We start from the raw sequence: 25,972 nt of genomic DNA, 5'->3' as shown, positions 1-25,972 counted from the left end.
GACAGTAACCGCACCTACACTGTCATGACATTGCTCGCCCCTATGTGTAACAAATAACCACACTGTGAATGTTGTCTTTAATCAATTGTAAGTGCATGTAAAATACCACTTTAGAGTTAGTCAGTATCTTCCTCTTTTTCAACAGCATGTATAACTGCATGTTCCTCAAAGAATTAATCAACTTTTGTTGCTGACCTTCAAAAATTACCCTGCCGTTTATTTGCACAATTCTACTTTTGCGTGATCTGTCGCCCAAATACTAAACAAAACTGCCAATACCCCTACATTTAACGCTTATGCCACATATTATTAACATCTTACAAGGAGAACAAAAGCATGAGTCAAATTCACAAACACACCATTCCTGCCAACATCGCAGACCGTTGCCTGATAAACCCTCAGCAGTACGAGGCGATGTATCAACAATCTATTAACGCACCAGATACCTTCTGGGGCGAACAGGGAAAAATTCTCGACTGGATCACACCGTACCAGAAGGTGAAAAACACCTCCTTTGCCCCCGGTAATGTGTCCATTAAATGGTACGAGGACGGCACGCTGAATCTGGCGGCAAACTGCCTTGACCGCCATCTGCAAGAAAACGGCGATCGTACCGCCATCATCTGGGAAGGCGACGACGCCCACCAGAGCAAACATATTAGCTATAAAGAGCTGCACCGCGACGTCTGCCGCTTCGCCAATACCCTGCTCGAACTGGGCATTAAAAAAGGTGACGTAGTTGCGATTTATATGCCGATGGTACCGGAAGCCGCGGTCGCGATGCTGGCCTGCGCCCGCATTGGCGCGGTACATTCGGTGATTTTCGGCGGCTTCTCGCCGGAAGCCGTTGCCGGACGCATTATCGACTCCAGTTCACGACTGGTGATCACTTCCGACGAAGGTGTGCGTGCCGGGCGTAGTATTCCGCTGAAGAAAAACGTTGATGACGCGCTGAAAAACCCGAACGTCACCAGCGTAGAGCATGTGGTGGTACTGAAGCGTACTGGCGGAAAAATTGACTGGCAGGAAGGGCGCGACCTGTGGTGGCACGACCTGGTTGAGCAAGCGAGCGATCAGCACCAGGCGGAAGAGATGAACGCCGAAGATCCGCTGTTTATTCTCTATACCTCCGGTTCTACCGGTAAGCCGAAAGGCGTACTGCACACTACCGGCGGTTATCTGGTGTACGCGGCGCTGACCTTTAAATATGTCTTTGATTATCATCCGGGCGATATCTACTGGTGCACCGCCGATGTGGGTTGGGTTACCGGACACAGTTATTTGTTGTATGGCCCGCTGGCCTGCGGCGCGACCACGCTGATGTTTGAAGGCGTACCGAACTGGCCGACGCCTGCCCGTATGGCCCAGGTGGTGGACAAGCATCAGGTCAATATTCTCTATACCGCGCCCACGGCGATCCGCGCGCTGATGGCGGAAGGCGATAAAGCGATCGAAGGCACTGACCGTTCGTCGCTGCGCATTCTCGGTTCCGTGGGCGAGCCAATCAACCCGGAAGCGTGGGAGTGGTACTGGAAGAAGATCGGCAACGAGAAATGCCCGGTGGTCGACACCTGGTGGCAGACCGAAACTGGCGGTTTCATGATCACCCCACTGCCTGGCGCTACCGAGCTGAAAGCCGGTTCGGCAACACGTCCGTTCTTCGGCGTACAACCGGCGCTGGTCGATAACGAAGGTCATCCGCTGGAGGGGGCCGCCGAAGGCAGTCTGGTGATCACCGACTCCTGGCCGGGTCAGGCGCGTACGCTGTTTGGCGATCACGAACGTTTTGAGCAGACCTATTTTTCCACCTTCAAAAATATGTATTTCAGCGGCGACGGCGCGCGTCGCGATGAAGATGGCTATTACTGGATCACCGGGCGCGTGGACGACGTGCTGAACGTCTCTGGTCACCGTCTGGGGACGGCGGAGATTGAGTCGGCGCTGGTGGCCCATCCGAAGATTGCCGAAGCCGCTGTCGTCGGTATTCCGCACAATATTAAAGGTCAGGCGATCTACGCCTACGTCACGCTTAATCACGGGGAGGAACCGTCACCAGAACTGTACGCAGAAGTCCGCAACTGGGTGCGTAAAGAGATTGGCCCGCTGGCGACGCCAGACGTGCTGCACTGGACCGACTCCCTGCCTAAAACCCGCTCCGGCAAAATTATGCGCCGTATTCTGCGCAAAATTGCGGCGGGCGATACCAGCAACCTGGGCGATACCTCGACGCTTGCCGATCCTGGTGTAGTCGAGAAGCTGCTTGAAGAGAAGCAGGCTATCGCGATGCCATCGTAACCCACAATTGCCGGATGCGAGTCGGTAACGGTTTGTAGGCCTGATAAGACGCGACAGCGTCGCATCAGGCATTGATTGCCGGATGCGGCGTATAACGCCTTATCCGGCCTACATTCGGCAAGGGTTACCCGAGCGTTAACCTTCTCCCATAAGGGAGCGGGAATTAAAACAATCCCTACATTACCTCTGGAGAATCTGTGATGAATGGCACTATTTATCAGCGGATAGAAGACAATGCGCATTTCAGGGAGTTAGTCGAAAAACGGCAACGGTTTGCCACCATCCTGTCGATTATTATGCTGGCAGTTTATATCGGCTTTATTTTACTGATCGCCTTCGCGCCCGGCTGGCTGGGCACCCCGCTGAATCCGAACACCAGCGTCACACGCGGTATTCCGATTGGTGTTGGAGTAATTGTGATCTCCTTTGTTCTCACTGGTATCTACATCTGGCGGGCGAACGGCGAATTCGACCGTCTTAATAATGAAGTCCTGCATGAGGTACAAGCATCATGAAAAGAGTTCTGACGGCGCTTGCCGCCACACTCCCTTTCGCAGCTAACGCCGCGGATGCTATTAGCGGGGCCGTAGAGCGCCAGCCAACGAACTGGCAGGCGATTATTATGTTCCTGATTTTCGTTGTGTTTACGCTCGGCATTACCTACTGGGCGTCAAAACGCGTACGTTCGCGTAATGACTACTACACCGCAGGCGGCAATATCACCGGTTTTCAGAACGGGCTGGCGATTGCCGGGGACTATATGTCCGCCGCCTCATTCTTGGGTATCTCCGCGCTGGTGTTTACCTCCGGCTATGACGGCTTAATTTATTCGCTGGGCTTCCTGGTGGGCTGGCCGATCATTCTGTTCCTGATTGCCGAACGTCTGCGTAACCTCGGTCGCTACACCTTTGCCGATGTGGCCTCTTACCGCCTGAAACAAGGGCCGATTCGTATTCTTTCGGCCTGTGGTTCTCTGGTGGTGGTGGCGCTTTACCTTATCGCCCAGATGGTGGGGGCAGGTAAACTCATCGAGCTGCTGTTTGGCCTTAACTATCACATTGCAGTGGTGCTGGTGGGCGTGCTGATGATGATGTACGTCCTGTTCGGCGGCATGCTGGCGACCACCTGGGTACAGATTATCAAAGCCGTTCTGTTGCTGTTCGGTGCCAGCTTTATGGCCTTTATGGTGATGAAACACATCGGCTTTAGCTTCAACAACCTGTTCAGCGAAGCGATGGCGGTACACCCGAAAGGTGTCGACATCATGAAGCCGGGCGGGCTGGTGAAAGATCCGATCTCAGCACTGTCGTTGGGGCTAGGACTGATGTTTGGTACGGCGGGCTTGCCGCATATTCTGATGCGCTTCTTTACGGTCAGCGATGCCCGCGAAGCACGTAAGAGCGTGTTCTACGCCACCGGATTTATGGGCTACTTCTACATCCTGACCTTTATTATCGGCTTTGGCGCGATCATGCTGGTCGGTGCGAATCCGGAATATAAAGACGCGGCGGGCCATCTGATTGGTGGTAACAACATGGCAGCAGTTCACCTGGCCAATGCGGTGGGCGGCAACCTGTTCCTCGGCTTTATTTCAGCGGTTGCTTTCGCCACCATTCTTGCGGTGGTTGCGGGTCTGACGCTGGCGGGCGCATCGGCGGTGTCTCACGACCTGTACGCTAACGTCTTCAAAAAAGGTGCGACCGAACGTGAAGAGCTGCGGGTATCGAAAATCACCGTACTGATCCTCGGTGTGATTGCCATTATCCTCGGCGTGCTGTTTGAGAATCAGAACATCGCCTTTATGGTGGGGCTGGCGTTTGCCATCGCGGCGAGCTGTAACTTCCCGATCATTCTGCTTTCCATGTACTGGTCGAAACTGACTACCCGTGGCGCGATGCTGGGCGGCTGGTTAGGACTGATTACTGCGGTGGTGCTGATGATCCTCGGCCCGACGATTTGGGTACAGATCCTCGGTCACGAAAAAGCCATCTTCCCGTATGAATACCCGGCGCTGTTCTCTATCAGCGTGGCATTCCTCGGCATCTGGTTCTTCTCGGCAACCGATAACTCAGCGGAAGGCGCGCGTGAGCGTGAACTGTTCCGTGCGCAGTTTATCCGTTCCCAGACCGGCTTTGGCGTTGAGCAAGGCCGCGCGCATTAATCTCCACTAGCCTCTGGTCACCTGACCAACGGTAAAAAGGTGCGATGTACTGCACCTTTTTACCGATTACACCGCCAAGCGTTATTGGTTCTCTTCAATCAGCAACGCTTCAAGCAAATCGAGATCGTGCAATAATTTTTGCAGCGTTTCGTTACTGATCTCCCGCGTGGCGCGCAGGTGGTACAGTTCAGCACGTTCAGAACGCAATGCCGCCAGACGGAAGCGACGCTCCAGGTTCTCTTCCAGGATTGAACTTTCTACATCATTACGTCCATCGGCGCGACGACGCAGGTTACCAATGACGCGAGAACTAACCTCTGTGAGCAGCTGGTTATCGATATTCTCTTCGGTATCCGCCGCCAGACGCTCCTCCATTTTCTGGATCGCCACAATCGCCACTTCTGCCGTTGCCGCTCGTGCAATACGTTCCTCTTTCAATTGTTGCGAATGGTCCGCGACTTCAATGTGTTGTAGCAGAATAGGCAACATCACCACGCCGACAAACAGCGAGAAGAGAATGACACCAGCCGCCAGGAACACCAGCTCATAGCGCGCCGGGAAGACGTTACCATCCGGCAAGAGCAGCGGGATTGAGAGCACACCAGCCAGAGTGATCGCCCCACGCACCCCGGCGAAAGACGCGATCAGGATTTCTCGTGTGGTCCACGAACCAAACTCCATCGGCTTCTTCTTCAGGAAGCGGTTGCTGAACTTTTTCATCGTCCACAGCCAGCCGAAACGGACCAGCATCAGCGCCGCATAAATCAGAATGATATCGGTAAACAGCATCCAGATTTCGACGTTAGGGTCGATTTCTGCCGCCATCAGCGACGTCTCCAGAATACCCGGCAGCTGCAGACCTAACAGCAGGAATACCATGCCGTTAAAGACAAATTCCAGCATCGCCCAGGTACTGTTTGCGCGCAGGCGCATTGCCAGCGGCGCACGGCGCATCACACCGGAACGGGTGATGGTCATCCCGGCGGCAACCGCAGCGAGGATGCCGGAAACGCCAATATGTTCGGCAATCAGATAAGAAGCGAATGGCAGCAGGAACAGCAGAACAATCTGCGTCGCGGGTTCATCACCGCCCCAGCGGCTGAGGAATCGCAGCGAGCGACCATACAGCCAGCTCACCACAAAACCGGCGAGAATACCGCCAATGGCCACTTTCATAAATTCGACCGTCGCACCGCCGACGGTGAAGATCATCGTCCCCATCGCCACTGCTACGGCAAACTTCAACGACACCAGGCCAGAGGCGTCATTCATCAACGCTTCGCCCTGCAAAATGCCCATGATTTTTTTCGGGATGCGCCCTTCGCCAACAATCCCGGAGAGCGCCACAGCATCGGTCGGAGAAAGCACCGCCGCCAGCGCAAAGGCGGGGATCAGCGGAATGCCCGGCACCACCCAGTAAATAAGGAAGCCAATGCCGACCACGGTGACCACCACCAGCGCCAGCGCGAGGCCGAAAATCTCTCGACCATGTTCGAGAAATTCACGGGTCGGCGTTTTCCAGCCATCAGCGAACAGCAACGGCGGGATAAACAAGACTAAAAAGAGTTCAGGATCAAACTCCACATGCAAACCAAACGTCGGCCACGCCAGTAGCGCACCGATGGCGATTTGCATAAGCGGAAGCGGGATCTGAAAGGGCATGACACGAGTGACCACCCCGGACAGCGAGACCACGAGGGTCATTATCAGTATGGTGAAGAAGATTTCCATGCGTTCCCTGTTTGCGATGTTTTTTATGATCTGAGAAAGGCGTTATGCCTGAATTCTCATTTTTTCAGAATATCGCAAAAGCTCACACAATGTGCGGAGAAAATAAAAACGGGCAGCCATTGCCACCCGTTTTCAGAATCCTATGTAAGATTAGATAGCCCAGCCACCCGCATAGAAGGTCACCAGCGCCACGGCAATAACGACCGTACCGATGTTCAACTTGCGCCATTCGCCGGAAACCAGACGACCAATCACCAGAGTCGCGAAGCCGATCATGATGCCTGTTACGATGTTACAGGTCAGCACGATGAATACCGCCGTAACCAGACCCGCCATCGCATCAACAAAATCAGCAAAGTCGATTTTCGCCACGTTGCTCAGCATCAGCAGGCCAACGTACATCAGCGCCGGAGCCGTTGCGTACCCCGGAACGAGGTAAGAGAGCGGAGAGAGGAACAGAATCAGCAGGAACAGCACGCCAACGGTGATAGCCGTCAACCCGGTTTTACCGCCCGCCGCCGTACCCGCCGCAGACTCGATGTATACCGCTGCCGGAGCTGCACCCACCAGGCCAGAGAAAACGCTGCTCATGGAGTCGGTGGTCAGTGCTTTCCCGCCGTCGATGATCTGCCCATCTTTATCCAGCAGGTTCGCCTGACCGGCGACGGCGCGGATAGTTCCGGTGGCATCAAATACTGCCGTCATCACCAGTGCCAGAACACTTGGCAGGACTACAGGATTCAGCGCCCCCATAATGTCCAGGCTGCCAATCAGTGAATTGCCGTTTTCATCGCTCAATGAAGGCATGGCGAAAACGCCGGAGAAATGGACGTTAGGATCGAAGATCAAACCGACAATTGAGATACCGATAATGGTCAGCAGAATGCCACCAGGGACTTTCAGTTTTTCCAGGCCGATGATCACCGCCAGACCTACCAGTGACATCATCACCGGAAAGGTCGTGAAATCACCCAGCGCAACGGGCAGACCATCAAGCGGGTTTTTAATCACCAGACCGACACCATTCGCAGCAATCAGCAGCAGGAACAGACCGATACCGATCCCCGTGCCGTGCGCCACACCGTGCGGCAAGTTGCGCAAAATCCAGCTACGGATACCCGTGGCAGAAATGACCGTAAACAGCACACCCATCAGGAACACGGCACCCAGCGCGACAGGTACGCTAATATGTTGCCCCAGCACCAGACTGAATGCGGTAAACGCCGTCAGGGAGATGGCGCAACCAATCGCCAACGGCAGATTAGCCCACAGACCCATCACGATAGAACCGAGTCCGGCAACCAGACAGGTCGCAACGAAAACTGCCGCAGGCGGGAAGCCCGCTTTACCCAACATGCCTGGAACGACGATAACCGAGTAGACCATCGCCAGAAACGTTGTTAACCCGGCAACCACTTCCTGACGGACAGTGCTTCCACGTTGTGAAATTTTAAACCAGGCGTCGAGTGAACCGCCGGTACGCGCTGATGGCGTAGACATAAGAAAACATCCCCTGAGAGTTTAATTTTCGTCAAGATGCGTGGCGGACAATCCCCTGCCAGCGAAACGTTATCTTCCTGCTCCAGGTTTGCGACAAATTGGTGCGTCGCAAAAAAGCAAACGTTTAGCTCCGCGCATACAAAACGGGTGGTAAAAAAAGCAAACGATTATCCGGCGATCATAGCGGCTTTTTCAACCGAAGTTTGCTGCTTTTTTCTCTTTTATTGTCTTGACGATGAAAAACCAGGCAATTGATGCGCAAACGTTATCGTCGATGCGCAAGATTGCAGCGTTATCGAACCGTATACCGTTCAGGATTGCGATAAAAAATCGTCTGAGATGACAAAAATATTGCGGCTAAAAAGTGTACTTTTACACTGGCGAAGAAACGCCGGTGACATACAATTAAAGCATCAACACCAACCGGAACCTCCACCACGTGCTCGAATGAGGTGTGTTGACGTCGGGGGAAACCCTCCTGTGTACCAGCGGGATAGAGAGAAAGACAAAGACCGGAAAACAAACTAAAGCGCCCTTGTGGCGCTTTAGTTTTGTTCATCTTCCAGCAAGCGTGCGCCTGTGCCTTCTTCTCCTAAGCGGTCGCCCGGGTTACGCAATGGGCAATCACTGCGCGAAAGGCAGCCACAACCAATACATCCGTCCAGTTCGTCACGCAGCGCCACTAAGGTATGAATGCGCCGATCCAACTCTTCTCGCCATTGGGACGAAAGCTGTTTCCACTCTTTCGCACTTAATGTATGCCCTTCGGGCAACACGCCAAATGCTTCACGAATGGTCGCCAGCGGAATGCCAATACGCTGAGCAATTTTGATGATTGCGACATATCGCAACACATCACGTTTATATCGCCGCTGATTGCCGCTATTACGGACACTGGTAATCAACCCTTTGCTTTCATAGAAATGCAGCGCCGATACCGCCACACCGCTGCGTTTCGCCACTTCGCCGGGGGTTAGCAGCGCTTTAATGCGGGGTAATTTCTTTTCCATAAATCGCTTTACCTCAAGTTAACTTGAGGAATTATACTCCCCAACAGATGAATTAACGAACTGAACACTGAAAAGAGGCAGATTTATGTCCCATCAGAAAATTATTCAGGATCTTATCGCATGGATTGACGAGCATATTGACCAGCCACTTAACATTGATGTCGTCGCAAAAAAATCAGGCTATTCAAAGTGGTACCTGCAACGGATGTTCCGCACGGTGACGCATCAGACACTTGGTGATTACATTCGCCAACGCCGCCTGTTACTGGCCGCCGTTGAGTTGCGCACCACCGAGCGTCCGATTTTTGATATCGCAATGGACCTGGGTTATGTCTCGCAGCAGACCTTCTCCCGCGTTTTCCGTCGGCAGTTTGATCGCACTCCAAGCGATTATCGCCACCGCCTGTAGTTTTATTGCCCGCGCGTTAACTCCCGCGCGGGTAATTGCTCCATCCATTGCATAAACACCTGCGGCGGCATCGCCTTCGCAAAGAACCATCCCTGGCAATAGCGCACGCCGCGTTTGCGCAGCCAGTTAACCTGTTCCTCAGTTTCGACGCCTTCAGCGATCGTTTTTAACCCCAGACTGTGCGCCAGCTCGATGATGTGTTCCGCAATCAAATGACTGGTTTTATGGGTGGTCAGCGTCTCAACAAACGATTTATCGATTTTCAAAATATCGACATTCAATGATTTAAGGTTATGCAAGTTAGAGTAGCCAATACCAAAATCATCAATTGCCACTTCGTAACCAGCCTGGCGGAAAGCCAGAATAATTGGTGTCATTTTGTCGACATCAAGAAATGCATGTTCAGTCACTTCAAATTTAATTTGCTGTGGACGCACCGCGTATTGCTCTGTTTTCTGATTGGTTCGCGCTATCAACCGTGACGTATGAAAATCGGAGGCCGACAGGTTAATAGAAACATAGCGATCGGCATGTGTTGCCAGGTATGCGCCCAGATCGCGGAAGACATTATCAATAACATAATCAGTTACCTGTCCGATCATCCCCTCCTTTTCTGCCAGCGGAATAAACTCTGCCGGATTCATTACTTGCCCCTGCTCACCAGGCCAACGTAACAATGCTTCAGCCCCGATACATTTTTCTGTTTTGATATCGATTATTGGCTGGTAATAAAGGCAAAGTTGATGTTTTTCGAGGGCGCGTTGCAATTTGCGTTTGGGAGACAAATAGTTTTGTCGAATACGTAGCCAGAGTAATAGCAGAACAAGACTCCCCAAAATACCGGCGGGTAACGCAAAAATAAGATGATTATAAAAATGCGCTATAAGACGTTGATATGAAGTCGCAACAATGGCCGCAATTGGGCGTTTTGTCGAATAAACTGTCGCATATAAATAGCCATTTCTTTGTACAGTTAAATCCTTCAAATGAATCAGTGGAGAAAACGTTGCTGCCGAGGCCTCGTTGCTTAACGAGAAAAAGGTTTTCGTTACCGTATCATATACACCCCATTGCAATGTCGGATCATCAGACATCACTTCACTCCAGAAGAGAGGGTTGATGACCGCCACATAATTTCCCCGCTGCATATAGGTCATTTTATAGCCAGAGAAAAAAGGCGTATCGCGGTAATAATAGATAGAAACGTTAGGTTCACGCTTATAATCGGCCGGTGCAATCGTATAGCCGTTTAAAGGCGCTATCAGCGATGAGCATAAAAAATGGTTATCACGGGCATAGATCAATTCATTAATATAAAGATAGCCACGAATAATATTCAACAATCGCTTTTGATGGGCTGGAGTGCAAACTTGCCCCTGATAGCGTTCAGCTGCATCGCTCACTAAATCTGCCTGACGAATGACCAGCTCAGATTTATCCAACGCCAGCTGAGCAAAGGTTCGGAGCTGATTATTCACTTCTGATTTTGCCCAAAAGAAGGCAATCCATAGCGAAAGAATGATGGGAAAGAGAACTAAAAAGATAATGCCCGGCAACGCCAGTAATTGGTGTCGTGCACGATGACTCATTGCTATCAATTTCCTGCCTGTTTATACCCGGTCATTGCAAGGCGAGAACCCTGGTTATCGACGTCTTTAGATAAATCTTACGGTATAAATAGCACTTTTGCCTGATTTGAAATTGATACCTTTTTAATCGTCACCTGAATAAAAATAATTCATTGATATTCAAAACTAATTTCCTACAGGAATGCAGAGGCGGTGGGAAGATATACCCTTAATGCCGCTGAAAAAACACATAATCTGTACGGCAATAAAAGTCACGGCCTAATCTGGCTAACAAACAATCAATTGTGATATAGTTCACAAAATTAATGAAACAAACAGAGTGTTTCTTTTTTGTGTTCTGCAAGCCCCGCGATAGCCAGAGTGTATCACGCCTCCCGTGAACAACGCCGCGCTGTCCGAGGCATCGGCTCTTTTCAGAGGAATTGTTTGATGGCTACCCTCACCACTGGCGTGGTTCTTCTTCGCTGGCAACTTCTTAGTGCCGTAATGATGTTTCTGGCCAGCACACTCAACATCCGTTTTCGTCGGTCTGATTATGTCGGGCTTGCAGTGATCAGCAGCGGTCTGGGCGTGGTTTCCGCCTGCTGGTTCGCAATGGGGTTGCTTGGCATCACAATGGCGGATATCACCGCCATCTGGCACAACATCGAGTCGGTGATGATAGAAGAGATGAATCAGACACCGCCACAATGGCCAATGATTTTGACTTGATATGTAGAAGCCTCCAAAACGGAGGCTTCTTTTTTATGGCTGGCAGATGCTTTAATCATCCACCTTAAAACAATATACCCTATTGTTTTAAAGACAAATCAGAACGGAATATCGTCATCAAAGTCCATCGGCGGCTCGTTAGACGGCGCTGCCGGAGCGGACTGCTGCGGGCGAGACTGCGCGCCGCCGCTGAACTGATTGCCACCCTGCGGCTGCTGAGGCTGACCCCAACCGCCCTGCGGCTGACCACCACCGATATTGCCACCTGCAGGAGCGCCACCACCCTGACGACCACCCAACATCTGCATGGTGCCGCCAACGTTCACCACGACTTCTGTGGTGTAGCGATCCTGACCGGATTGATCGGTCCATTTGCGGGTACGCAGCTGACCTTCGATATAAACCTGAGAACCTTTACGCAGATATTCGCTGGCTACTTCTGCCAGTTTGCCGAACAGCACAACGCGGTGCCATTCAGTCTGCTCTTTCATCTCGCCGGTCGCTTTGTCACGCCAGGATTCGGAAGTAGCCAGCGTAATGTTGGCAACTGCGCCACCATTTGGCATGTAGCGTACTTCCGGGTCCTGACCCAGATTACCAACGAGAATAACCTTGTTTACGCCTCTGCTGGCCATGTTCGTGTCTCCTGAAAAAAAATCGTTCTGAATAAGTGTAAACGCGCGATTGTACCATTACCAATAGCGCTTTTACTATGTTGTGACCTCGGTTCCGGGAAACAAACCTGGCCAGACATTGTTACACAACACTCCGGGTAATGCATTCCAATACTGTATATTCATTCAGGTCAATTTGTGTCATAATTAACCGTTTGTGATCGCCGGTAGCACCATGCCACCGGGCAAAAAAGCGTTTAATCCGGGAAAGGTGAATGGATAAGATCGAAGTTCGGGGCGCCCGCACCCATAATCTCAAAAACATCAACCTCGTTATCCCCCGCGACAAGCTCATTGTCGTGACCGGGCTTTCGGGTTCTGGCAAATCCTCGCTCGCTTTCGACACCTTATATGCCGAAGGGCAGCGCCGTTACGTTGAATCCCTTTCCGCCTACGCGCGGCAGTTTCTGTCACTGATGGAAAAGCCGGACGTCGATCATATTGAGGGGCTTTCTCCTGCCATCTCAATTGAGCAGAAATCAACGTCTCATAACCCGCGTTCTACGGTGGGGACAATCACCGAAATCCACGACTATTTGCGTTTGTTGTTCGCCCGCGTCGGCGAGCCGCGCTGTCCGGACCACGACGTCCCGCTGGCGGCGCAAACCGTCAGCCAGATGGTGGATAACGTGCTGTCACAGCCGGAAGGCAAGCGTCTGATGCTGCTTGCGCCAATCATTAAAGAGCGCAAAGGCGAACACACCAAAACGCTGGAGAACCTGGCAAGCCAAGGTTACATCCGTGCTCGTATTGATGGCGAAGTCTGCGATCTTTCCGATCCGCCGAAACTGGAACTGCAAAAGAAACACACTATTGAAGTGGTGGTTGATCGCTTCAAGGTGCGTGACGATCTTACCCAACGTCTGGCCGAGTCGTTTGAAACCGCGCTAGAGCTTTCCGGTGGTACCGCGGTAGTGGCGGATATGGACGACCCGAAAGCGGAAGAGCTGCTGTTCTCCGCCAACTTCGCCTGCCCAATTTGCGGTTACAGTATGCGCGAGCTGGAGCCGCGACTGTTTTCGTTTAACAACCCGGCGGGGGCCTGCCCGACCTGCGACGGCCTTGGCGTACAGCAATATTTCGATCCTGACCGCGTGATCCAGAATCCGGAACTGTCGCTGGCTGGCGGTGCGATCCGTGGCTGGGATCGCCGCAACTTCTATTATTTCCAGATGCTGAAATCGCTGGCAGATCACTATAAGTTCGACGTCGAAGCGCCGTGGGGCAGCCTGAGCGCGAACGTGCATAAAGTGGTGTTGTACGGTTCTGGCAAAGAAAACATTGAATTCAAATACATGAACGATCGTGGCGATACCTCCATTCGTCGTCATCCGTTTGAAGGCGTGCTGCACAATATGGAGCGCCGTTATAAAGAGACGGAGTCCAGCGCGGTACGCGAAGAATTAGCCAAGTTCATCAGCAATCGCCCGTGCGCCAGCTGCGAAGGGACGCGTCTGCGTCGGGAAGCGCGCCACGTGTATGTCGAGAATACGCCGCTGCCCGCCATTTCCGACATGAGCATTGGTCATGCGATGGAATTCTTCAACAATCTCAAACTCGCAGGTCAGCGGGCGAAGATTGCGGAAAAAATTCTTAAAGAGATCGGCGATCGTTTGAAATTCCTCGTTAACGTCGGCCTGAATTACCTGACGCTTTCCCGCTCGGCAGAAACGCTTTCTGGCGGTGAAGCCCAGCGTATTCGTCTGGCGAGCCAGATTGGTGCGGGCCTGGTTGGCGTTATGTACGTGCTGGATGAGCCGTCTATCGGCCTGCACCAGCGCGATAACGAGCGCCTGTTGGGTACGCTTATCCATCTGCGCGATCTCGGTAATACCGTGATTGTGGTGGAGCACGACGAAGACGCGATTCGCGCGGCTGACCATGTGATCGATATCGGTCCTGGTGCGGGTGTTCACGGCGGTGAAGTGGTCGCGGAAGGTCCACTGGAAGCGATTATGGCGGTGCCGGAGTCGTTGACCGGACAGTACATGAGCGGTAAACGCAAGATTGAAGTGCCGAAGAAACGCGTTCCGGCGAATCCGGAAAAAGTGCTGAAGCTGACGGGTGCACGCGGTAATAACCTGAAAGACGTGACGCTAACGCTGCCAGTCGGTCTGTTTACCTGCATCACAGGGGTTTCAGGTTCCGGTAAATCGACACTGATTAACGACACACTGTTCCCGATTGCCCAACGCCAGTTGAATGGTGCGACCATCGCCGAACCGGCACCGTATCGCGATATTCAGGGGCTGGAGCATTTCGATAAAGTGATCGATATCGACCAAAGCCCAATTGGTCGTACTCCGCGTTCTAACCCAGCGACCTATACCGGCGTGTTTACGCCTGTGCGCGAACTGTTTGCGGGCGTACCGGAATCCCGTGCGCGCGGCTATACGCCGGGACGTTTCAGCTTTAACGTCCGTGGCGGACGCTGCGAAGCCTGTCAGGGCGACGGCGTGATCAAAGTGGAGATGCACTTCCTGCCGGACATTTACGTACCGTGCGACCAGTGTAAAGGTAAACGCTATAACCGTGAAACGCTGGAAATTAAGTACAAAGGCAAAACCATCCACGAAGTGCTGGATATGACCATCGAAGAGGCGCGTGAGTTCTTTGATGCCGTACCTGCACTGGCGCGTAAGCTGCAAACGTTGATGGACGTTGGCCTGACGTACATTCGCCTGGGGCAGTCCGCAACCACCCTTTCAGGCGGTGAAGCCCAGCGCGTGAAGCTGGCGCGTGAGCTGTCAAAACGCGGCACCGGGCAGACACTGTATATTCTCGACGAGCCGACCACCGGTCTGCACTTCGCCGATATTCAGCAACTGCTCGACGTACTGCATAAACTGCGCGATCAGGGCAATACCATTGTGGTGATTGAACACAATCTCGACGTGATCAAAACCGCTGACTGGATTGTCGACCTGGGACCGGAAGGCGGCAGTGGCGGCGGCGAGATCCTCGTCTCCGGTACGCCAGAAACCGTCGCGGAGTGCGAAGCTTCGCATACGGCACGCTTCCTCAAGCCGATGCTGTAATCGTTAAGGCCGCTTTCTGAGCGGCCTTTTCCTTTCAGAGTTGCACCAGCAATTTACGTTTTTCTTCCGGCAGCAAATTCACCGCCTGCTGATAAGACGCATCCACCAGATAATAGATTTGCGAATCTGGCAGCGAACCGTCGAGATACACGGTGCTCCAGTGCGCTTTATTCAGATGGCGGCTTGGACGCACATCGCTGTGCTGCTGACGTAGCAGCTCCGCCAGCTCCGGGCTGGTTTTCAGCGAAACCGCCGGGCGATTTTCTACTTCTTTCACCATCGCAAACAGTACATCTTCCACTTTGATCTGCGTCGCTTTCCAGTCGTTATGCACGCTCTGTTCTGCGCCTGGTTTTGCCATGCAATATTGTAGCAACTCCGAAATGGTCATTTTTTACTCCCCTTGTAGTGTCGCGATAATGCGACGCGATCCGCCGTGGATGCGATGTTCCCCCAGCCAGATGCCTTGCCAGGTGCCGGTCTGAATACGCCCTTTATGCACCGGCAATACAAGCGATGTTCCCAGCATTGAGGATTTGATATGAGAAGGCATATCGTCTGCTCCCTCATAGTCATGCTCATAATTTCCGTTGTCGGGAACGGTGCGGAGGAAAAAACGCTCCATGTCGTGGCGTACGGTGGGATCGCAGTTCTCATTAAGTGTCAGAGAGGCGGAGGTATGTTGCAGCAACAGATGCAGTAAACCGATGTTAACGCGCGGCATATCAGCCAGCTGATTCAGAATTTCATCCGTTACCAGATGAAACCCACGAGATTTGGCGCTAAGCGTGAGCGTCTTTTGATACCACATGTGCTGCTCCTTGATAAAACTCTCTTAATCAGTTTGCAGCAAGACAGAGAAAGGATAAAGGTGTGATTAAAAAAACAGCATTCGGGAGAGTGTCACGCTCTCCCGCTCTGTCAGTATTCTGAATTGACGATCACCTCTTCACCAAACGCACCCGCTTGTGGCAAGGGTTTGTAGGTAGAGTTGGAGGCGCGCAGAATGCGGATACCACGAGCGCCGACATCGCGTGCGGCGGTAATATCGTTATCGGAATCGCCATAAAAAATTCGGATATTTTTATCCTGCAGCCATTGCGATTTTGTATTTTGCCCTGGTTTATCACCCGCAAAGATCACCGGATTCATGTTGGTGGCAGGAATATGAAAATTATCCGCCAGCGTTTTTGAAACCGTTTCTGTTTTCGTCGGGCTACGACCAGTCACAAAGAAGATCGCGTCACCGCGGCGTACATGCATATCAATCAGCTGGCGAGCGACCTCTTTTGGAATGCTGAATTCATCCCAGCCATTGTTCATTTTTTCCCAGAACACAGGATTTTTCAGATAATCTTCGCTTTCTGGCGAGAAGGTTTTTTTGCCGCGCCAGAAGCCCGGACTGGAAAAAAGTACCGTGTCATCGATATCAAACCCCACCGCCATTGGCGGACGCCCTGCGAGGCTATTTTCAATTTGTGCGACCGAAACCCAATGAATTGGTGCCTGTTCAGCAAGCCTGGCAACGTTAGTACCAGGGTTAAGCGGCGAAGGAGATGAGGCCAGGGCAACAGCGGAACTGTTTAGAGCGAACAATAAGCAAACGGCACTGATTGCCTGTGTGATCTTGCGCATATTTTTCCCTAAATAGTCAGTATGTTGAAACTTTTTATTGTGAGATTTGTTGCAAAAACCATCTGACCATAACGCCAGCAGCAGGGGAAAGGAAGGATTATCTGCGGTTTTTGTGATGAAAAGCAGGATGATTATATTTAACCCAGTAAATACGTTCCTGTCGTTTTTTTGTAAAAAAATGTTTATTCCTCAATGAAGGATACATTAATTTTACGTTTATTATGATGAATCCTCTGCAAATGAGCGAAATTTGATAGAACATTTATCTGCTGTACGATTTAATGAACTTAATGATACAGCATTACAAAAACAATCGAAGTTTATAAAGATGATTTCTGGTTGACCAGAACCCTACCCTACAATGGTGACTAATTTTATTACTCTCGAAGGAGATGATGATATGAATATATCATATGTGAATAGCAACAAAATGACATCTTTACCTGTTGAGCTAGATGCACTAAATAATAAAGATATCTCTTATTCCAAAGATTTTTCTTATGCCAAAGATTTCTTTTTATATATAGAAACACAGTTAAAAATTGCAAAAGATTTTTGTAGACCTGGAGAAGAAGTATCAAGTTCTATTGCAAGTACAGTTTTTCATGCATTTATTGATTTAGTTAACAAAATCAGAGGCAAGAAAGATTGTATGTATATTTGCACACTTTGCTGTTTTGCCGAGGAGGTTAAAGGTGATTATTCTCATTACAGGACCTTTTTATTTGATATTGGTAATCAATATAAGGTTAAACTTACACAAAGCGGAAAAAAAGAGTTCTCTTTAACATTAGAATTTAACGATACTATAATTGAATCTCAGAAAGTCACAGGCAATAAGGCAAAGCATATTCTTGAGGATATAGAAATATTCTATCGTAACAAACCCGATACTTATTATTAAATTTAATAATGGTTAGATGTGCAAAAATTATTACTCCACACGAAAAAACAGGGAAAGGAATTCCAGATAATTGGGATAAACTTAACAATAAAAGAACTGACAACCTTTTATTATCCCTCACGTAAAACGATGGCATCAAAAAAATCATCTATAAAGCAAGAGTGAAAGCGACGACAGTTTAATTTCACTGCAGGCTGGGTAGCTCCAGCCTGCTTTCCTGCATTACATCACCGCAGCAAACGCCTTTGCCACACGTTGTACATTTGCCGTATTTAACCCGGCGACACACATGCGCCCGCTGGTAATCAGGTAAACACCAAACTCCTCACGTAGTCGGTCAACCTGAGCGGCACTTAAACCGGTATAACTGAACATGCCGCGCTGATTAAGCAGATAATCGAAATTGCGTTCTGGCATCTCTGTGCTTAATACCTTCACCAGTTCCTGACGCATTGCCAAAATGCGAGTACGCATCTCTTCTACTTCCGCCAGCCAGCTGGCTTTCAATGCCTCGTCATTCAGCACCGCTGCCACCACCTGCGCACCAAAATTCGGCGGGCTGGAGTAGTTGCGGCGAACTGTTGCTTTCAATTGCCCCAGTACGCGGTCTGCAGCTTCGGCATCTTCACACAGAACAGAAAGTCCGCCGACGCGCTCGCCGTAAAGGGAGAAAATTTTCGAGAACGAATTGCTCACCAGAGCGGGTAATCCAGCGCTGGCAATGGCGCGAATGGCGTAGGCATCCTCTTCCATACCGGCACCAAATCCTTGATAGGCAATATCAAGAAATGGGATAAGCTCGCGGGCTTTGAGAATTTCAATCACCGCATCCCACTGGTTATTAGTGAGATCGGCACCCGTTGGGTTGTGGCAACATGGATGCAGCAACACAATACTGCGGGCAGGTAATGTTTTCAGCGTCGCCAACAGGTCATTAAAGCGCACGCCGTTAGTCGCTTCGTCATACCAGGGGTAAGTACTTACTTCGAATCCAGCCCCGGTGAATATTGCTACGTGGTTTTCCCAGGTAGGATCGCTGACCCAGACGCCTGATTCCGGGAAGTAGCGTTTCAGGAAATCTGCGCCCACTTTCAATGCCCCTGAGCCGCCAAGGGTTTGAATGGTTGCTACGCGCTGTTGTTGCAGTACCGGATGGTCCGCACCAAACAGCAGCGGCGCAATAGCATGGCGATAGCTGTTAAGCCCTTCCATCGGTAAATAAAGCGAAGCGCCATGAGGCTGCGCATTCAGGCGCGCTTCCGCATCCGCCACGGCTTTCAGTTGTGGAATAATTCCGTCTTCGTTGTAGTACAGACCGATACTTAAATTCACTTTGTCGCTGCGAGGGTCTTCTTTAAAACGCTCCATAAGCGTAAGAATCGGGTCGCCAGCGTAGGCGTCAACTTTTTGAAACACGCGATGGTTCTCCAGGTTTACGGGCAGGTGGTTAAAACACAATAAACCGGAAGAAGGCGAAGATCGAGTGGATGTTCAGGGGCGAACGGCAATTAGCAACAGAGTGAGACTCATGACAAACGTACATCCGCCAGAGGCACGACCTTCATAAGAGCATGAAAGAAAATCAACTTATTGAATTGGTAGGATTTTATTGGCCGGATAAGGCATTCACGCCGCATCCGGCACAGACAATCAAATATTACAGAACGATTAATCCACGTATTTCATCGCGACCCTTGAAGTCAGGCGCGTGATAAGTTCGTAAGCGCTTACTTTCGTCATTTCAGCGATACGTTCTACGGGCAAACCTTCGCCCCATAAAATGACCGGGTCCCCGGCTTTATCCTGCGCCTGTGGACCTAAGTCGACGCAGATCATATCCATCGCGACTCGCCCGACAATCGGCACTTCGCGACCGTTCACCAGCACTGGCGTACCGGACGGCGCGGCGCGCGGATAACCATCGCCATAACCCATCGCGACTACGCCCAGGCGGGTATCACGTTCGCTTACCCAGGTTCCACCATAACCGACAGGCTCTCCGGCTTTGTGCTCACGCACGGCAATCAGGCTGGAGGTTAGTGACATCACTGGCTGACAGCCAAAATCGGCACCGGTGGAACGATCTTCCAGCGGCGAGACGCCGTAAAGAATGATGCCCGGACGCACCCAGTCAAAATGCGACTGTGGCCACAGCAGAATGCCACCCGATGCGGCAATGGAACGTTGACCTGGTTTGCCTTCGCAAAAGGTATTAAAGATAGCGAGTTGTTTCTCGGTTGCGCCGCATTTTGGTTCATCCGCGCGCGCAAAATGGCTGACGATATTCACCGGCTGACGAACGTTTTTACACTGGGTCAGGCGATGATAAAACGCCTCAGCCTGTTCCGGCCTTACGCCCAGACGGTGCATACCGGTATCGAGTTTCATCCAGACGGTAACCGGCTCGTCCAGGCTAGCCTCTTCCAGCGCAGCCAGCTGTTCTTCGTTATGCACGGCGGTATGAAAATGTTGCGCAGAAATCGTCGGCAGATCTCTGGCATCAAAAAAGCCTTCGAGTAACAGTACAGGTTTGGTGATTCCCCCCGCACGCAGTCGCAGAGCTTCTTCGAGACGGGCTACGCCAAAGGCGTCAGCATCGGGGAGCGTTCGCGCGGTCTCAAGAAGACCGTGACCATAAGCGTTCGCTTTCACCACCGCAACCATTTTACTGGCAGGTGCCAGTTCACGAAGACGTTGCAGGTTGTGTCGCAGAGCGCGGCGGTTAATCACAACAGTTGCCGCTTGCATTTGTGTTCCTTGATAAGTGTTTGCTTTAATTACCTAATTCATAAAATAATTATTATTCGTCGTCGTACTGCGGCCCCGCATAGTTGTCGAAGCGCGACCATTGACCGTTAAAGGTCAGGCGTACCGTCCCGATTGGGCCGTTACGTTGTTTACCGATAATAATTTCCGCGATGCCTTTTAAATCACTGTTTTCGTGATACACCTCATCACGATAGATAAACATGATCAAGTCCGCATCCTGCTCGATAGAGCCAGATTCACGCAGGTCGGAGTTGACCGGGCGTTTGTCGGCACGTTGTTCCAGAGAACGGTTCAACTGGGACAGCGCCACCACCGGCACGTTCAGTTCTTTCGCCAGTGCTTTCAGCGAGCGGGAGATTTCTGCAATTTCCAGCGTACGGTTATCGGAAAGCGCCGGTACGCGCATCAGTTGCAGGTAGTCGATCATGATAAGCCCGATGCCGCCGTGTTCACGGGCAATACGGCGCGCGCGGGAACGCACTTCCGTTGGCGTCAGGCCGGAGGAATCATCGATATAGATATTACGTTTTTCGAGCAAAATACCCATGGTGCCGGAAATACGTGCCCAGTCTTCATCATCGAGCTGCCCGGTACGGATTTTCGTCTGGTCAACGCGCGACAGCGACGCCAAAGAACGCATCATAATCTGTTCTGATGGCATCTCCAGCGAGAAGATAAGTACTGGTTTATCCTGCAACATCGCCGCGTTTTCGACGAGGTTCATCGCAAATGTGGTTTTACCCATCGACGGACGCGCGGCAACGATGATCAAATCCGACGGCTGCAAGCCAGCGGTTTTTTTGTTGAGATCGTCATAACCGGTGTTTACCCCGGTAACGCCATCGTGTGGCTGCTGAAACAACTGCTCAATACGCGCCACCGTGGCGTCGAGCACATCGGCGATGTTCTTCGGCCCTTCGTCTTTGTTTGCACGACTTTCGGCAATTTTAAAGACGCGGGATTCAGCCAGGTCCAGCAGATCTTCGCTGGTTCGCCCCTGCGGATCAAAACCGGCTTCGGCAATCTCATTCGCAACCGAAATCATCTCGCGAACAACGGCACGTTCACGCACGATGTCCGCATAGGCACTGATGTTCGCCGCACTTGGCGTATTTTTTGACAGCTCTGCCAGATACGCAAAACCACCGACGCTATCGAGTTGCCCCTGGCGTTCCAGCGATTCCGCAAGGGTAATCAGATCGATAGGACTACCGCTTTCCTGCAAACGCGCCATTTCAGTAAAGATATGACGGTGTGGGCGGGTGTAAAAGTCGTCTGCCACCACACGCTCGGCTACATCATCCCAGCGTTCGTTATCCAGCATTAAACCGCCCAACACCGACTGCTCCGCTTCGATCGAGTGCGGAGGCACTTTCAGCCCGGCAACTTGTGGATCGCGTTCGCGGGGTTCAGCCTGCTGTTTGTTGAAGGGTTTATTTCCTGCCATAGTGAATGGAGTTACCGAGATAAAGAATGGGTCGAAACTTTACCATATGAAGCAGACCCTGACGATACGTTCTGGAGGACACATGGCAACACGAATTGAATTTCACAAGCACGGTGGCCCGGAAGTACTTCAAGCCGTAGAGTTCACTCCTGCCGATCCGGCGGAGAATGAAATCCAGGTCGAAAATAAAGCCATTGGCATCAATTTTATCGACACGTATATCCGCAGCGGCCTTTACCCGCCGCCATCGCTACCCAGCGGATTAGGTACCGAAGCGGCAGGCATCGTGAGTAAAGTCGGCAGTGGTGTAAAGCATATTAAGGCAGGCGATCGTGTAGTCTATGCGCAGTCGGCGTTAGGCGCTTACAGCTCTGTGCATAACGTTAATGCGGATAAAGCGGCGATTCTGCCTGCGGCAATTTCTTTTGAGCAAGCGGCGGCATCCTTCCTGAAAGGCTTAACGGTTTATTATCTGCTGCGCAAAACCTATGAAATTAAACCCGATGAGCAGTTCCTGTTCCACGCAGCGGCTGGCGGCGTTGGCTTAATTGCCTGCCAGTGGGCAAAAGCCCTTGGGGCGAAACTTATCGGCACCGTGGGAACGGCGCAAAAAGCGCAGAGTGCGCTAAAAGCGGGCGCATGGCAGGTTATTAACTATCGCGAAGAGAATCTGGTCGAGCGATTGAAAGAGATCACCGCTGGTAAGAAAGTGCGCGTGGTGTACGATTCCGTGGGCAGAGACACCTGGGAACGGTCGCTGGATTGCCTGCAACGCCGCGGCTTAATGGTGAGTTTTGGCAACTCATCAGGTGCGGTTACCGGTGTGAACTTAGGCATTCTCAATCAGAAAGGCTCGTTGTATGTGACACGCCCTTCCCTGCAAGGCTATATCACCACGCGGGAGGAATTAACCGAGGCCAGTAATGAACTGTTCTCTTTGATTGCCAGCGGTGTGATTAAGGTCGATGTCGCCGAGCAGCAGAAATATCCGCTGAAGGATGCGCAGCGTGCGCATGAGATTCTGGAAAGCCGGGCGACGCAAGGTTCCAGCCTGTTGATTCCATAAAAGAAATAGGGCTTCCACCTGGGAAGCCCTTTCTTTTTATAGTTCGGCTGTATGTAGGGTACAGCACGATGAATCTGTTAGAGGCGCAATAGTGACAGATTTGATTATCAATTCCTATTTTGTTCTAAGGATAAAACCTTAGGTTGTGATCATCCGCACAATCCCTTAGTAACGCCAGCGGTCATAACGCTGATATTTCGGCACTTTTGGTGCTTTAATCGCCTTAATAACCCACACCACCGCAACCGCCAGTAGTAACCACGGCAGCAACTTAATCATCAATGCCAGCATACCGCCGAGGAACATAATGGCCGTCGCCACAACCAGCGCGGCGATAATGCCCAGCAACGAAACGCCGGTGACCATCAGCATGACAAAAAAGCCAATCACAAAAAGTAGTTCCAGCATGATGCTCTCCCAAATATGAAATCTCTTGCAGGCATTACAAGAATCATGCCAAAAATAATCTATTGATTTAACAGCAAAACGCCCCGCGACGGTGCGCAGGGCGTGGTGAATTTGACTACTTTTTGGTGAAAAGTTAACGCTTATCCGCCACCAGTTTGAGCGCGTGTTCCAGCACATTAATGTCTGCACCCGCTTTATGGGCATTTTCACTTAAATAACGCCGCCACTGCCGCGCGCCAGGAACACCCTGGAACAAGCCCAACATATGCCGGGTAATATGGCCAAGATACGTCCCCTGGCTGAGTTCACGCTCAATGTACGGATACATGGCGCGCACTACCGCCACCGGATCGGCATCGGTATCCGAGGAACCAAAGATCTCTCGGTCTACCGCCGCCAGAATACCCGGATTCTGATACGCTTCGCGCCCGACCATCACGCCATCCATATGTTGCAAATGCGCTTTAGCCTCTTCCAGCGACTTGATACCACCGTTAATCGACATTGTCAGATGCGGAAAGTCACGCTTCAGTTGATACACACGCGGATAATCGAGCGGCGGGATTTCACGGTTTTCTTTCGGGCTTAACCCCGAAAGCCAGGCTTTACGTGCGTGGATGATGAACATCTCACACTCGCCTTTGCCGGAAACGGTGTTGATGAAATCGCAGAGAAATTCATAGCTGTCCTGGTCGTCGATGCCAATACGCGTTTTCACCGTCACCGGAATCGACACCACATCGCGCATCGCTTTCACGCAGTCGGCAACCAGCTGCGCATTACCCATCAGACACGCCCCAAACATGCCGTTCTGCACCCGGTCAGACGGGCAGCCGACATTCAGGTTGATCTCATCATATCCGCGCGCTTCTGCCAGCTTTGCACACTGCGCCAGCGCCGCCGGATCGCTACCGCCCAGTTGCAATGCTACCGGATGTTCTTCTTCACTGTACGCCAGATAATCACCTTTACCGTGAATAATCGCCCCTGTGGTCACCATTTCGGTATACAGCAACGTATTGCGGGAAAGCAGACGCAAGAAATAGCGGCAATGTCTGTCCGTCCAGTCGAGCATTGGTGCAACGCTAAACCGACCACTCCAGTGAACGTCAGTTTTTTCAGGCATTGCGCTGGTTTGGTTGATTTTTTGCATTTCAGAATTACCGTGCATTTTCAAATGTAGAGATTATTTTATCGATATATCATGGGGTTATGTTATTCAGCATCACTGTTCAGGAGGCTCAATAGCGGGGTACTATACCATAACAACAGGAAGCGCCTGTCTCATTGCAAAAGAAAATTGAGATCCTCTCAAGGCATGAAGCTCTCACGAAGTGATGGAAATAATCTTATTAGCCGTTAGCTTTGTTAAGGCCAATGATAAACAATCCAGGTTCGACGATAAATAAAAATCACACATTAAACTACGGTGATATCTCTCCCTGCTAATAGCACTGATAGAGAAAAAAGAACCCAATCAATATTGGGTTCTTTTATGTAAAAACTTCCATGCTATAGGGAAAATTCACATTTTATTTTTCTAACTCAGTACCTAATAGGACATAAATGAACTTAATAATATCTTCGTTAATTAGATCGTTGTCATTTATATTTTTGTCATCCATATCTTTACCAATTATAATTGGTCCCGTTGAGTCCGGGTCAAATGATTGAATAAATTTAATTAAAGTCTCACCTGCAGCCTGCATTTTTGTAATGTTTTTGATGTCTTCTTTTTCTTCTCCGGCCTGATTTTTCATCTCCTGCAGAATTACATTAAAATCCAATTCTTTTTTATCTATCAAGTCTTTCATCTCCGCCAGGTTTTTTTTCATCACTTGACGAGATAATATTTTTATCTGACTTTTTATGTAGTTTTCACAATCATCATTAACTCTCTCTGCTGCTCCTATGATATCTGCTGATGCACTATCATATGAAAATGAAAGTAAAAGGGAGGCCAGGGGTTTTAAGCGAGTATCTTTCTTTACATTATATGCATTTTCCAAATTTAAAAAGCCTTCGCTTACTGTTTTTAGATGTAATGACGCTACAGGTGCTTTACAATAGGATTTATCATAAAATAGCTGAATCGTGGAGGGAAGGCCATTATGATTTATTACGTCGAAAGTACACTTGTCTATTAGAGTTACATCGCTATTTTCCATTGGATTACAAACAAAATTCATCGCGTAATGAAAAATCGCCCGATCCACAAATGCAGAAATATAGTCACGATCACCTAATTGCTCATTAGTGCACTGATCAATACACTCCTCAACCCAATTTTTGAGAGCATCTATTCGCTTAATTAAGGAAACATTATTATCACTTGCAGTCCATAAATTATGGGTGATTCTCTGAATAAACAAATCTATTTTTGCAATAATCGCAGCGCGATTACTCATCGTTGCATAATCAACCGATTTATTATATATATCCTTTATTTTTTCTTTGCTCGCATCTTTAATTTCGTATTGATTTGAATGGAGTGTATTATTGAAGAATTCTGTTGCACTTGAAATTATACCTGACATGATATACGCACCTTTTTTGTCGTACCGTGTCCTCCTTATAATTCTTTTGCCATCTGCTCACTATCAAAAATCGCTCATAATTTCTGAA

21 protein-coding genes and 1 pseudogene are annotated in these 25,972 nt (G+C 50.5%); 8 read left to right on the top strand and 14 right to left on the bottom strand.

Annotation, left to right across the window (positions count from 1 at the left end; all coding sequences use genetic code 11):
* The first annotated feature begins 336 nt into the window (after positions 1–336).
* The 3 genes from acs (at position 337) to actP (ending at position 4,456) form a co-directional block, all read left to right on the top strand.
* On the top strand, positions 337–2,295 hold the full coding sequence (acs, locus tag ACJHYW_RS11485; protein ID WP_000078218.1) for an acetate--CoA ligase: 1,959 nt from the start codon (positions 337–339) through the stop codon (positions 2,293–2,295).
* Between the two features lie 200 nt (positions 2,296–2,495).
* Positions 2,496–2,810 carry a DUF485 domain-containing protein gene (locus ACJHYW_RS11480; RefSeq protein WP_001014565.1) on the top strand — a complete coding sequence of 105 codons (315 nt, stop codon included), beginning with the start codon at positions 2,496–2,498 and terminating at the stop codon, positions 2,808–2,810.
* Positions 2,807–4,456 carry a cation/acetate symporter ActP gene (actP, locus tag ACJHYW_RS11475; protein ID WP_061092768.1) on the top strand — a complete coding sequence of 550 codons (1,650 nt, stop codon included), beginning with the start codon at positions 2,807–2,809 and terminating at the stop codon, positions 4,454–4,456. The genes ACJHYW_RS11480 and actP overlap by 4 nt, the downstream gene beginning before the upstream one ends.
* 81 nt (positions 4,457–4,537) lie before the next feature.
* On the opposite strand, the gene ACJHYW_RS11470 is transcribed toward actP, so the two are convergent.
* The 3 genes from ACJHYW_RS11470 to soxR form a co-directional block, all read right to left on the bottom strand.
* Positions 4,538–6,187 (bottom strand): Na+/H+ antiporter, encoded by a 1,650-nt coding sequence (locus ACJHYW_RS11470; RefSeq protein WP_000402206.1) that lies wholly within the window; start codon positions 6,185–6,187, stop codon positions 4,538–4,540.
* A gap of 150 nt (positions 6,188–6,337) precedes the next feature.
* Positions 6,338–7,687: a guanine/hypoxanthine transporter GhxP gene (gene ghxP, locus ACJHYW_RS11465; RefSeq protein WP_000106892.1), complete on the bottom strand. Its 1,350-nt coding sequence runs from the start codon at positions 7,685–7,687 to the stop codon at positions 6,338–6,340.
* A gap of 545 nt (positions 7,688–8,232) precedes the next feature.
* A complete protein-coding gene (gene soxR / locus ACJHYW_RS11460) occupies positions 8,233–8,697 on the bottom strand; it encodes a redox-sensitive transcriptional activator SoxR (RefSeq protein ID WP_000412436.1) in 465 nt (154 codons plus the stop codon).
* 85 nt (positions 8,698–8,782) lie between these two features.
* Here soxR and soxS point away from each other — a divergent pair, with 85 nt between their 5' ends.
* Positions 8,783–9,106, top strand: a complete 324-nt coding sequence (gene soxS, locus ACJHYW_RS11455) for a superoxide response transcriptional regulator SoxS (protein ID WP_000019358.1) — start codon at positions 8,783–8,785, stop codon at positions 9,104–9,106.
* 2 nt (positions 9,107–9,108) lie between these two features.
* On the opposite strand, the gene pdeC is transcribed toward soxS, so the two are convergent.
* A complete protein-coding gene (pdeC, locus tag ACJHYW_RS11450; protein ID WP_000019512.1) occupies positions 9,109–10,695 on the bottom strand; it encodes a c-di-GMP phosphodiesterase PdeC in 1,587 nt (528 codons plus the stop codon).
* 429 nt (positions 10,696–11,124) lie between these two features.
* Between pdeC and ACJHYW_RS11445 the strand changes: the two genes are divergently transcribed.
* Positions 11,125–11,406 (top strand): YjcB family protein, encoded by a 282-nt coding sequence (locus tag ACJHYW_RS11445; protein WP_001295689.1) that lies wholly within the window; start codon positions 11,125–11,127, stop codon positions 11,404–11,406.
* Between the two features lie 98 nt (positions 11,407–11,504).
* Here ACJHYW_RS11445 and ssb1 read toward each other — a convergent pair whose 3' ends face one another.
* Positions 11,505–12,041: a single-stranded DNA-binding protein SSB1 gene (gene ssb1, locus ACJHYW_RS11440; RefSeq protein WP_000168305.1), complete on the bottom strand. Its 537-nt coding sequence runs from the start codon at positions 12,039–12,041 to the stop codon at positions 11,505–11,507.
* Positions 12,042–12,295: 254 nt separating this feature from the next.
* Between ssb1 and uvrA the strand changes: the two genes are divergently transcribed.
* Positions 12,296–15,118: an excinuclease ABC subunit UvrA gene (gene uvrA, locus ACJHYW_RS11435; RefSeq protein WP_000357740.1), complete on the top strand. Its 2,823-nt coding sequence runs from the start codon at positions 12,296–12,298 to the stop codon at positions 15,116–15,118.
* Positions 15,119–15,152: 34 nt separating this feature from the next.
* Here the strand turns inward: uvrA and ACJHYW_RS11430 are convergent, their stop codons facing one another.
* The 3 genes from ACJHYW_RS11430 to aphA all read right to left on the bottom strand — a co-directional run bounded on the left by ACJHYW_RS11430 (position 15,153) and on the right by aphA (position 16,753).
* A complete protein-coding gene (locus ACJHYW_RS11430) occupies positions 15,153–15,509 on the bottom strand; it encodes an MmcQ/YjbR family DNA-binding protein (protein ID WP_000155657.1) in 357 nt (118 codons plus the stop codon).
* Positions 15,510–15,512: 3 nt separating this feature from the next.
* On the bottom strand, positions 15,513–15,929 hold the full coding sequence (locus ACJHYW_RS11425; protein ID WP_000270375.1) for a secondary thiamine-phosphate synthase enzyme YjbQ: 417 nt from the start codon (positions 15,927–15,929) through the stop codon (positions 15,513–15,515).
* 110 nt (positions 15,930–16,039) lie between these two features.
* Positions 16,040–16,753, bottom strand: a complete 714-nt coding sequence (gene aphA / locus ACJHYW_RS11420; protein WP_001226928.1) for an acid phosphatase AphA — start codon at positions 16,751–16,753, stop codon at positions 16,040–16,042.
* Positions 16,754–17,153: 400 nt separating this feature from the next.
* On the opposite strand from aphA, the pseudogene ACJHYW_RS11415 reads away from it, so the two are divergent.
* Positions 17,154–17,376: pseudogene (locus ACJHYW_RS11415) on the top strand (hypothetical protein).
* A 503-nt stretch (positions 17,377–17,879) separates the two neighbouring features.
* On the opposite strand, the gene tyrB reads toward ACJHYW_RS11415, so the two are convergent.
* The 3 genes from tyrB to dnaB all read right to left on the bottom strand — a co-directional run bounded on the left by tyrB (position 17,880) and on the right by dnaB (position 21,873).
* Positions 17,880–19,073: an aromatic amino acid transaminase gene (gene tyrB / locus ACJHYW_RS11410; protein ID WP_000486954.1), complete on the bottom strand. Its 1,194-nt coding sequence runs from the start codon at positions 19,071–19,073 to the stop codon at positions 17,880–17,882.
* Positions 19,074–19,325: 252 nt separating this feature from the next.
* The gene (gene alr, locus ACJHYW_RS11405) at positions 19,326–20,405 is read right to left on the bottom strand and encodes an alanine racemase (RefSeq protein ID WP_001147328.1); all 1,080 of its coding nucleotides are present in this window, start codon (positions 20,403–20,405) and stop codon (positions 19,326–19,328) included.
* 52 nt (positions 20,406–20,457) lie between these two features.
* Entirely contained in the window at positions 20,458–21,873 is a 1,416-nt protein-coding gene (dnaB, locus tag ACJHYW_RS11400) for a replicative DNA helicase (RefSeq protein WP_000918363.1), read from the bottom strand.
* 82 nt (positions 21,874–21,955) lie between these two features.
* On the opposite strand from dnaB, the gene ACJHYW_RS11395 reads away from it, so the two are divergent.
* Complete coding sequence (locus ACJHYW_RS11395) at positions 21,956–22,939, top strand: quinone oxidoreductase (protein ID WP_001600849.1); 984 nt, start codon at positions 21,956–21,958, stop codon at positions 22,937–22,939.
* Between the two features lie 165 nt (positions 22,940–23,104).
* Here the strand turns inward: ACJHYW_RS11395 and pspG are convergent, their stop codons facing one another.
* The 3 genes from pspG to ACJHYW_RS11380 form a co-directional block, all read right to left on the bottom strand.
* The gene (gene pspG / locus ACJHYW_RS11390; RefSeq protein ID WP_000891408.1) at positions 23,105–23,347 is read right to left on the bottom strand and encodes an envelope stress response protein PspG; all 243 of its coding nucleotides are present in this window, start codon (positions 23,345–23,347) and stop codon (positions 23,105–23,107) included.
* Between the two features lie 133 nt (positions 23,348–23,480).
* Entirely contained in the window at positions 23,481–24,518 is a 1,038-nt protein-coding gene (gene dusA, locus ACJHYW_RS11385) for a tRNA dihydrouridine(20/20a) synthase DusA (protein WP_012602639.1), read from the bottom strand.
* Between the two features lie 361 nt (positions 24,519–24,879).
* Positions 24,880–25,884, bottom strand: a complete 1,005-nt coding sequence (locus ACJHYW_RS11380) for a DUF2713 family protein (RefSeq protein ID WP_022646425.1) — start codon at positions 25,882–25,884, stop codon at positions 24,880–24,882.
* Positions 25,885–25,972: the final 88 nt, after the last annotated feature.

It is taken from the genome of Escherichia sp. WS3063 (genome assembly GCF_046486595.1).
In the GTDB taxonomy this organism is placed as follows: domain Bacteria; phylum Pseudomonadota; class Gammaproteobacteria; order Enterobacterales; family Enterobacteriaceae; genus Escherichia; species Escherichia coli.
Note: the sequence above shows the minus strand (reverse complement) of the source record. Positions and strands in the feature narration are given on the sequence as shown.

What these genes read in the sequence shown, in the direction of transcription:
- dusA (WP_012602639.1), bottom strand. Translation starts at nt 24,518, where the DNA reads ATGCACGGTAATTCTGAAATGCAAAAAATCAACCAAACCAGCGCAATG.
- aphA (WP_001226928.1), bottom strand. Translation starts at nt 16,753, where the DNA reads ATGCGCAAGATCACACAGGCAATCAGTGCCGTTTGCTTATTGTTCGCT.
- ACJHYW_RS11425 (WP_000270375.1), bottom strand. Translation starts at nt 15,929, where the DNA reads ATGTGGTATCAAAAGACGCTCACGCTTAGCGCCAAATCTCGTGGGTTT.
- ACJHYW_RS11445 (WP_001295689.1), top strand. Translation starts at nt 11,125, where the DNA reads ATGGCTACCCTCACCACTGGCGTGGTTCTTCTTCGCTGGCAACTTCTT.
- ghxP (WP_000106892.1), bottom strand. Translation starts at nt 7,687, where the DNA reads ATGTCTACGCCATCAGCGCGTACCGGCGGTTCACTCGACGCCTGGTTT.
- ACJHYW_RS11380 (WP_022646425.1), bottom strand. Translation starts at nt 25,884, where the DNA reads ATGTCAGGTATAATTTCAAGTGCAACAGAATTCTTCAATAATACACTC.
- ACJHYW_RS11430 (WP_000155657.1), bottom strand. Translation starts at nt 15,509, where the DNA reads ATGACCATTTCGGAGTTGCTACAATATTGCATGGCAAAACCAGGCGCA.
- dnaB (WP_000918363.1), bottom strand. Translation starts at nt 21,873, where the DNA reads ATGGCAGGAAATAAACCCTTCAACAAACAGCAGGCTGAACCCCGCGAA.
- ACJHYW_RS11480 (WP_001014565.1), top strand. Translation starts at nt 2,496, where the DNA reads ATGAATGGCACTATTTATCAGCGGATAGAAGACAATGCGCATTTCAGG.
- ACJHYW_RS11395 (WP_001600849.1), top strand. Translation starts at nt 21,956, where the DNA reads ATGGCAACACGAATTGAATTTCACAAGCACGGTGGCCCGGAAGTACTT.
- ssb1 (WP_000168305.1), bottom strand. Translation starts at nt 12,041, where the DNA reads ATGGCCAGCAGAGGCGTAAACAAGGTTATTCTCGTTGGTAATCTGGGT.
- ACJHYW_RS11470 (WP_000402206.1), bottom strand. Translation starts at nt 6,187, where the DNA reads ATGGAAATCTTCTTCACCATACTGATAATGACCCTCGTGGTCTCGCTG.
- pspG (WP_000891408.1), bottom strand. Translation starts at nt 23,347, where the DNA reads ATGCTGGAACTACTTTTTGTGATTGGCTTTTTTGTCATGCTGATGGTC.
- actP (WP_061092768.1), top strand. Translation starts at nt 2,807, where the DNA reads ATGAAAAGAGTTCTGACGGCGCTTGCCGCCACACTCCCTTTCGCAGCT.
- soxR (WP_000412436.1), bottom strand. Translation starts at nt 8,697, where the DNA reads ATGGAAAAGAAATTACCCCGCATTAAAGCGCTGCTAACCCCCGGCGAA.
- alr (WP_001147328.1), bottom strand. Translation starts at nt 20,405, where the DNA reads ATGCAAGCGGCAACTGTTGTGATTAACCGCCGCGCTCTGCGACACAAC.
- soxS (WP_000019358.1), top strand. Translation starts at nt 8,783, where the DNA reads ATGTCCCATCAGAAAATTATTCAGGATCTTATCGCATGGATTGACGAG.
- pdeC (WP_000019512.1), bottom strand. Translation starts at nt 10,695, where the DNA reads ATGAGTCATCGTGCACGACACCAATTACTGGCGTTGCCGGGCATTATC.
- acs (WP_000078218.1), top strand. Translation starts at nt 337, where the DNA reads ATGAGTCAAATTCACAAACACACCATTCCTGCCAACATCGCAGACCGT.
- uvrA (WP_000357740.1), top strand. Translation starts at nt 12,296, where the DNA reads ATGGATAAGATCGAAGTTCGGGGCGCCCGCACCCATAATCTCAAAAAC.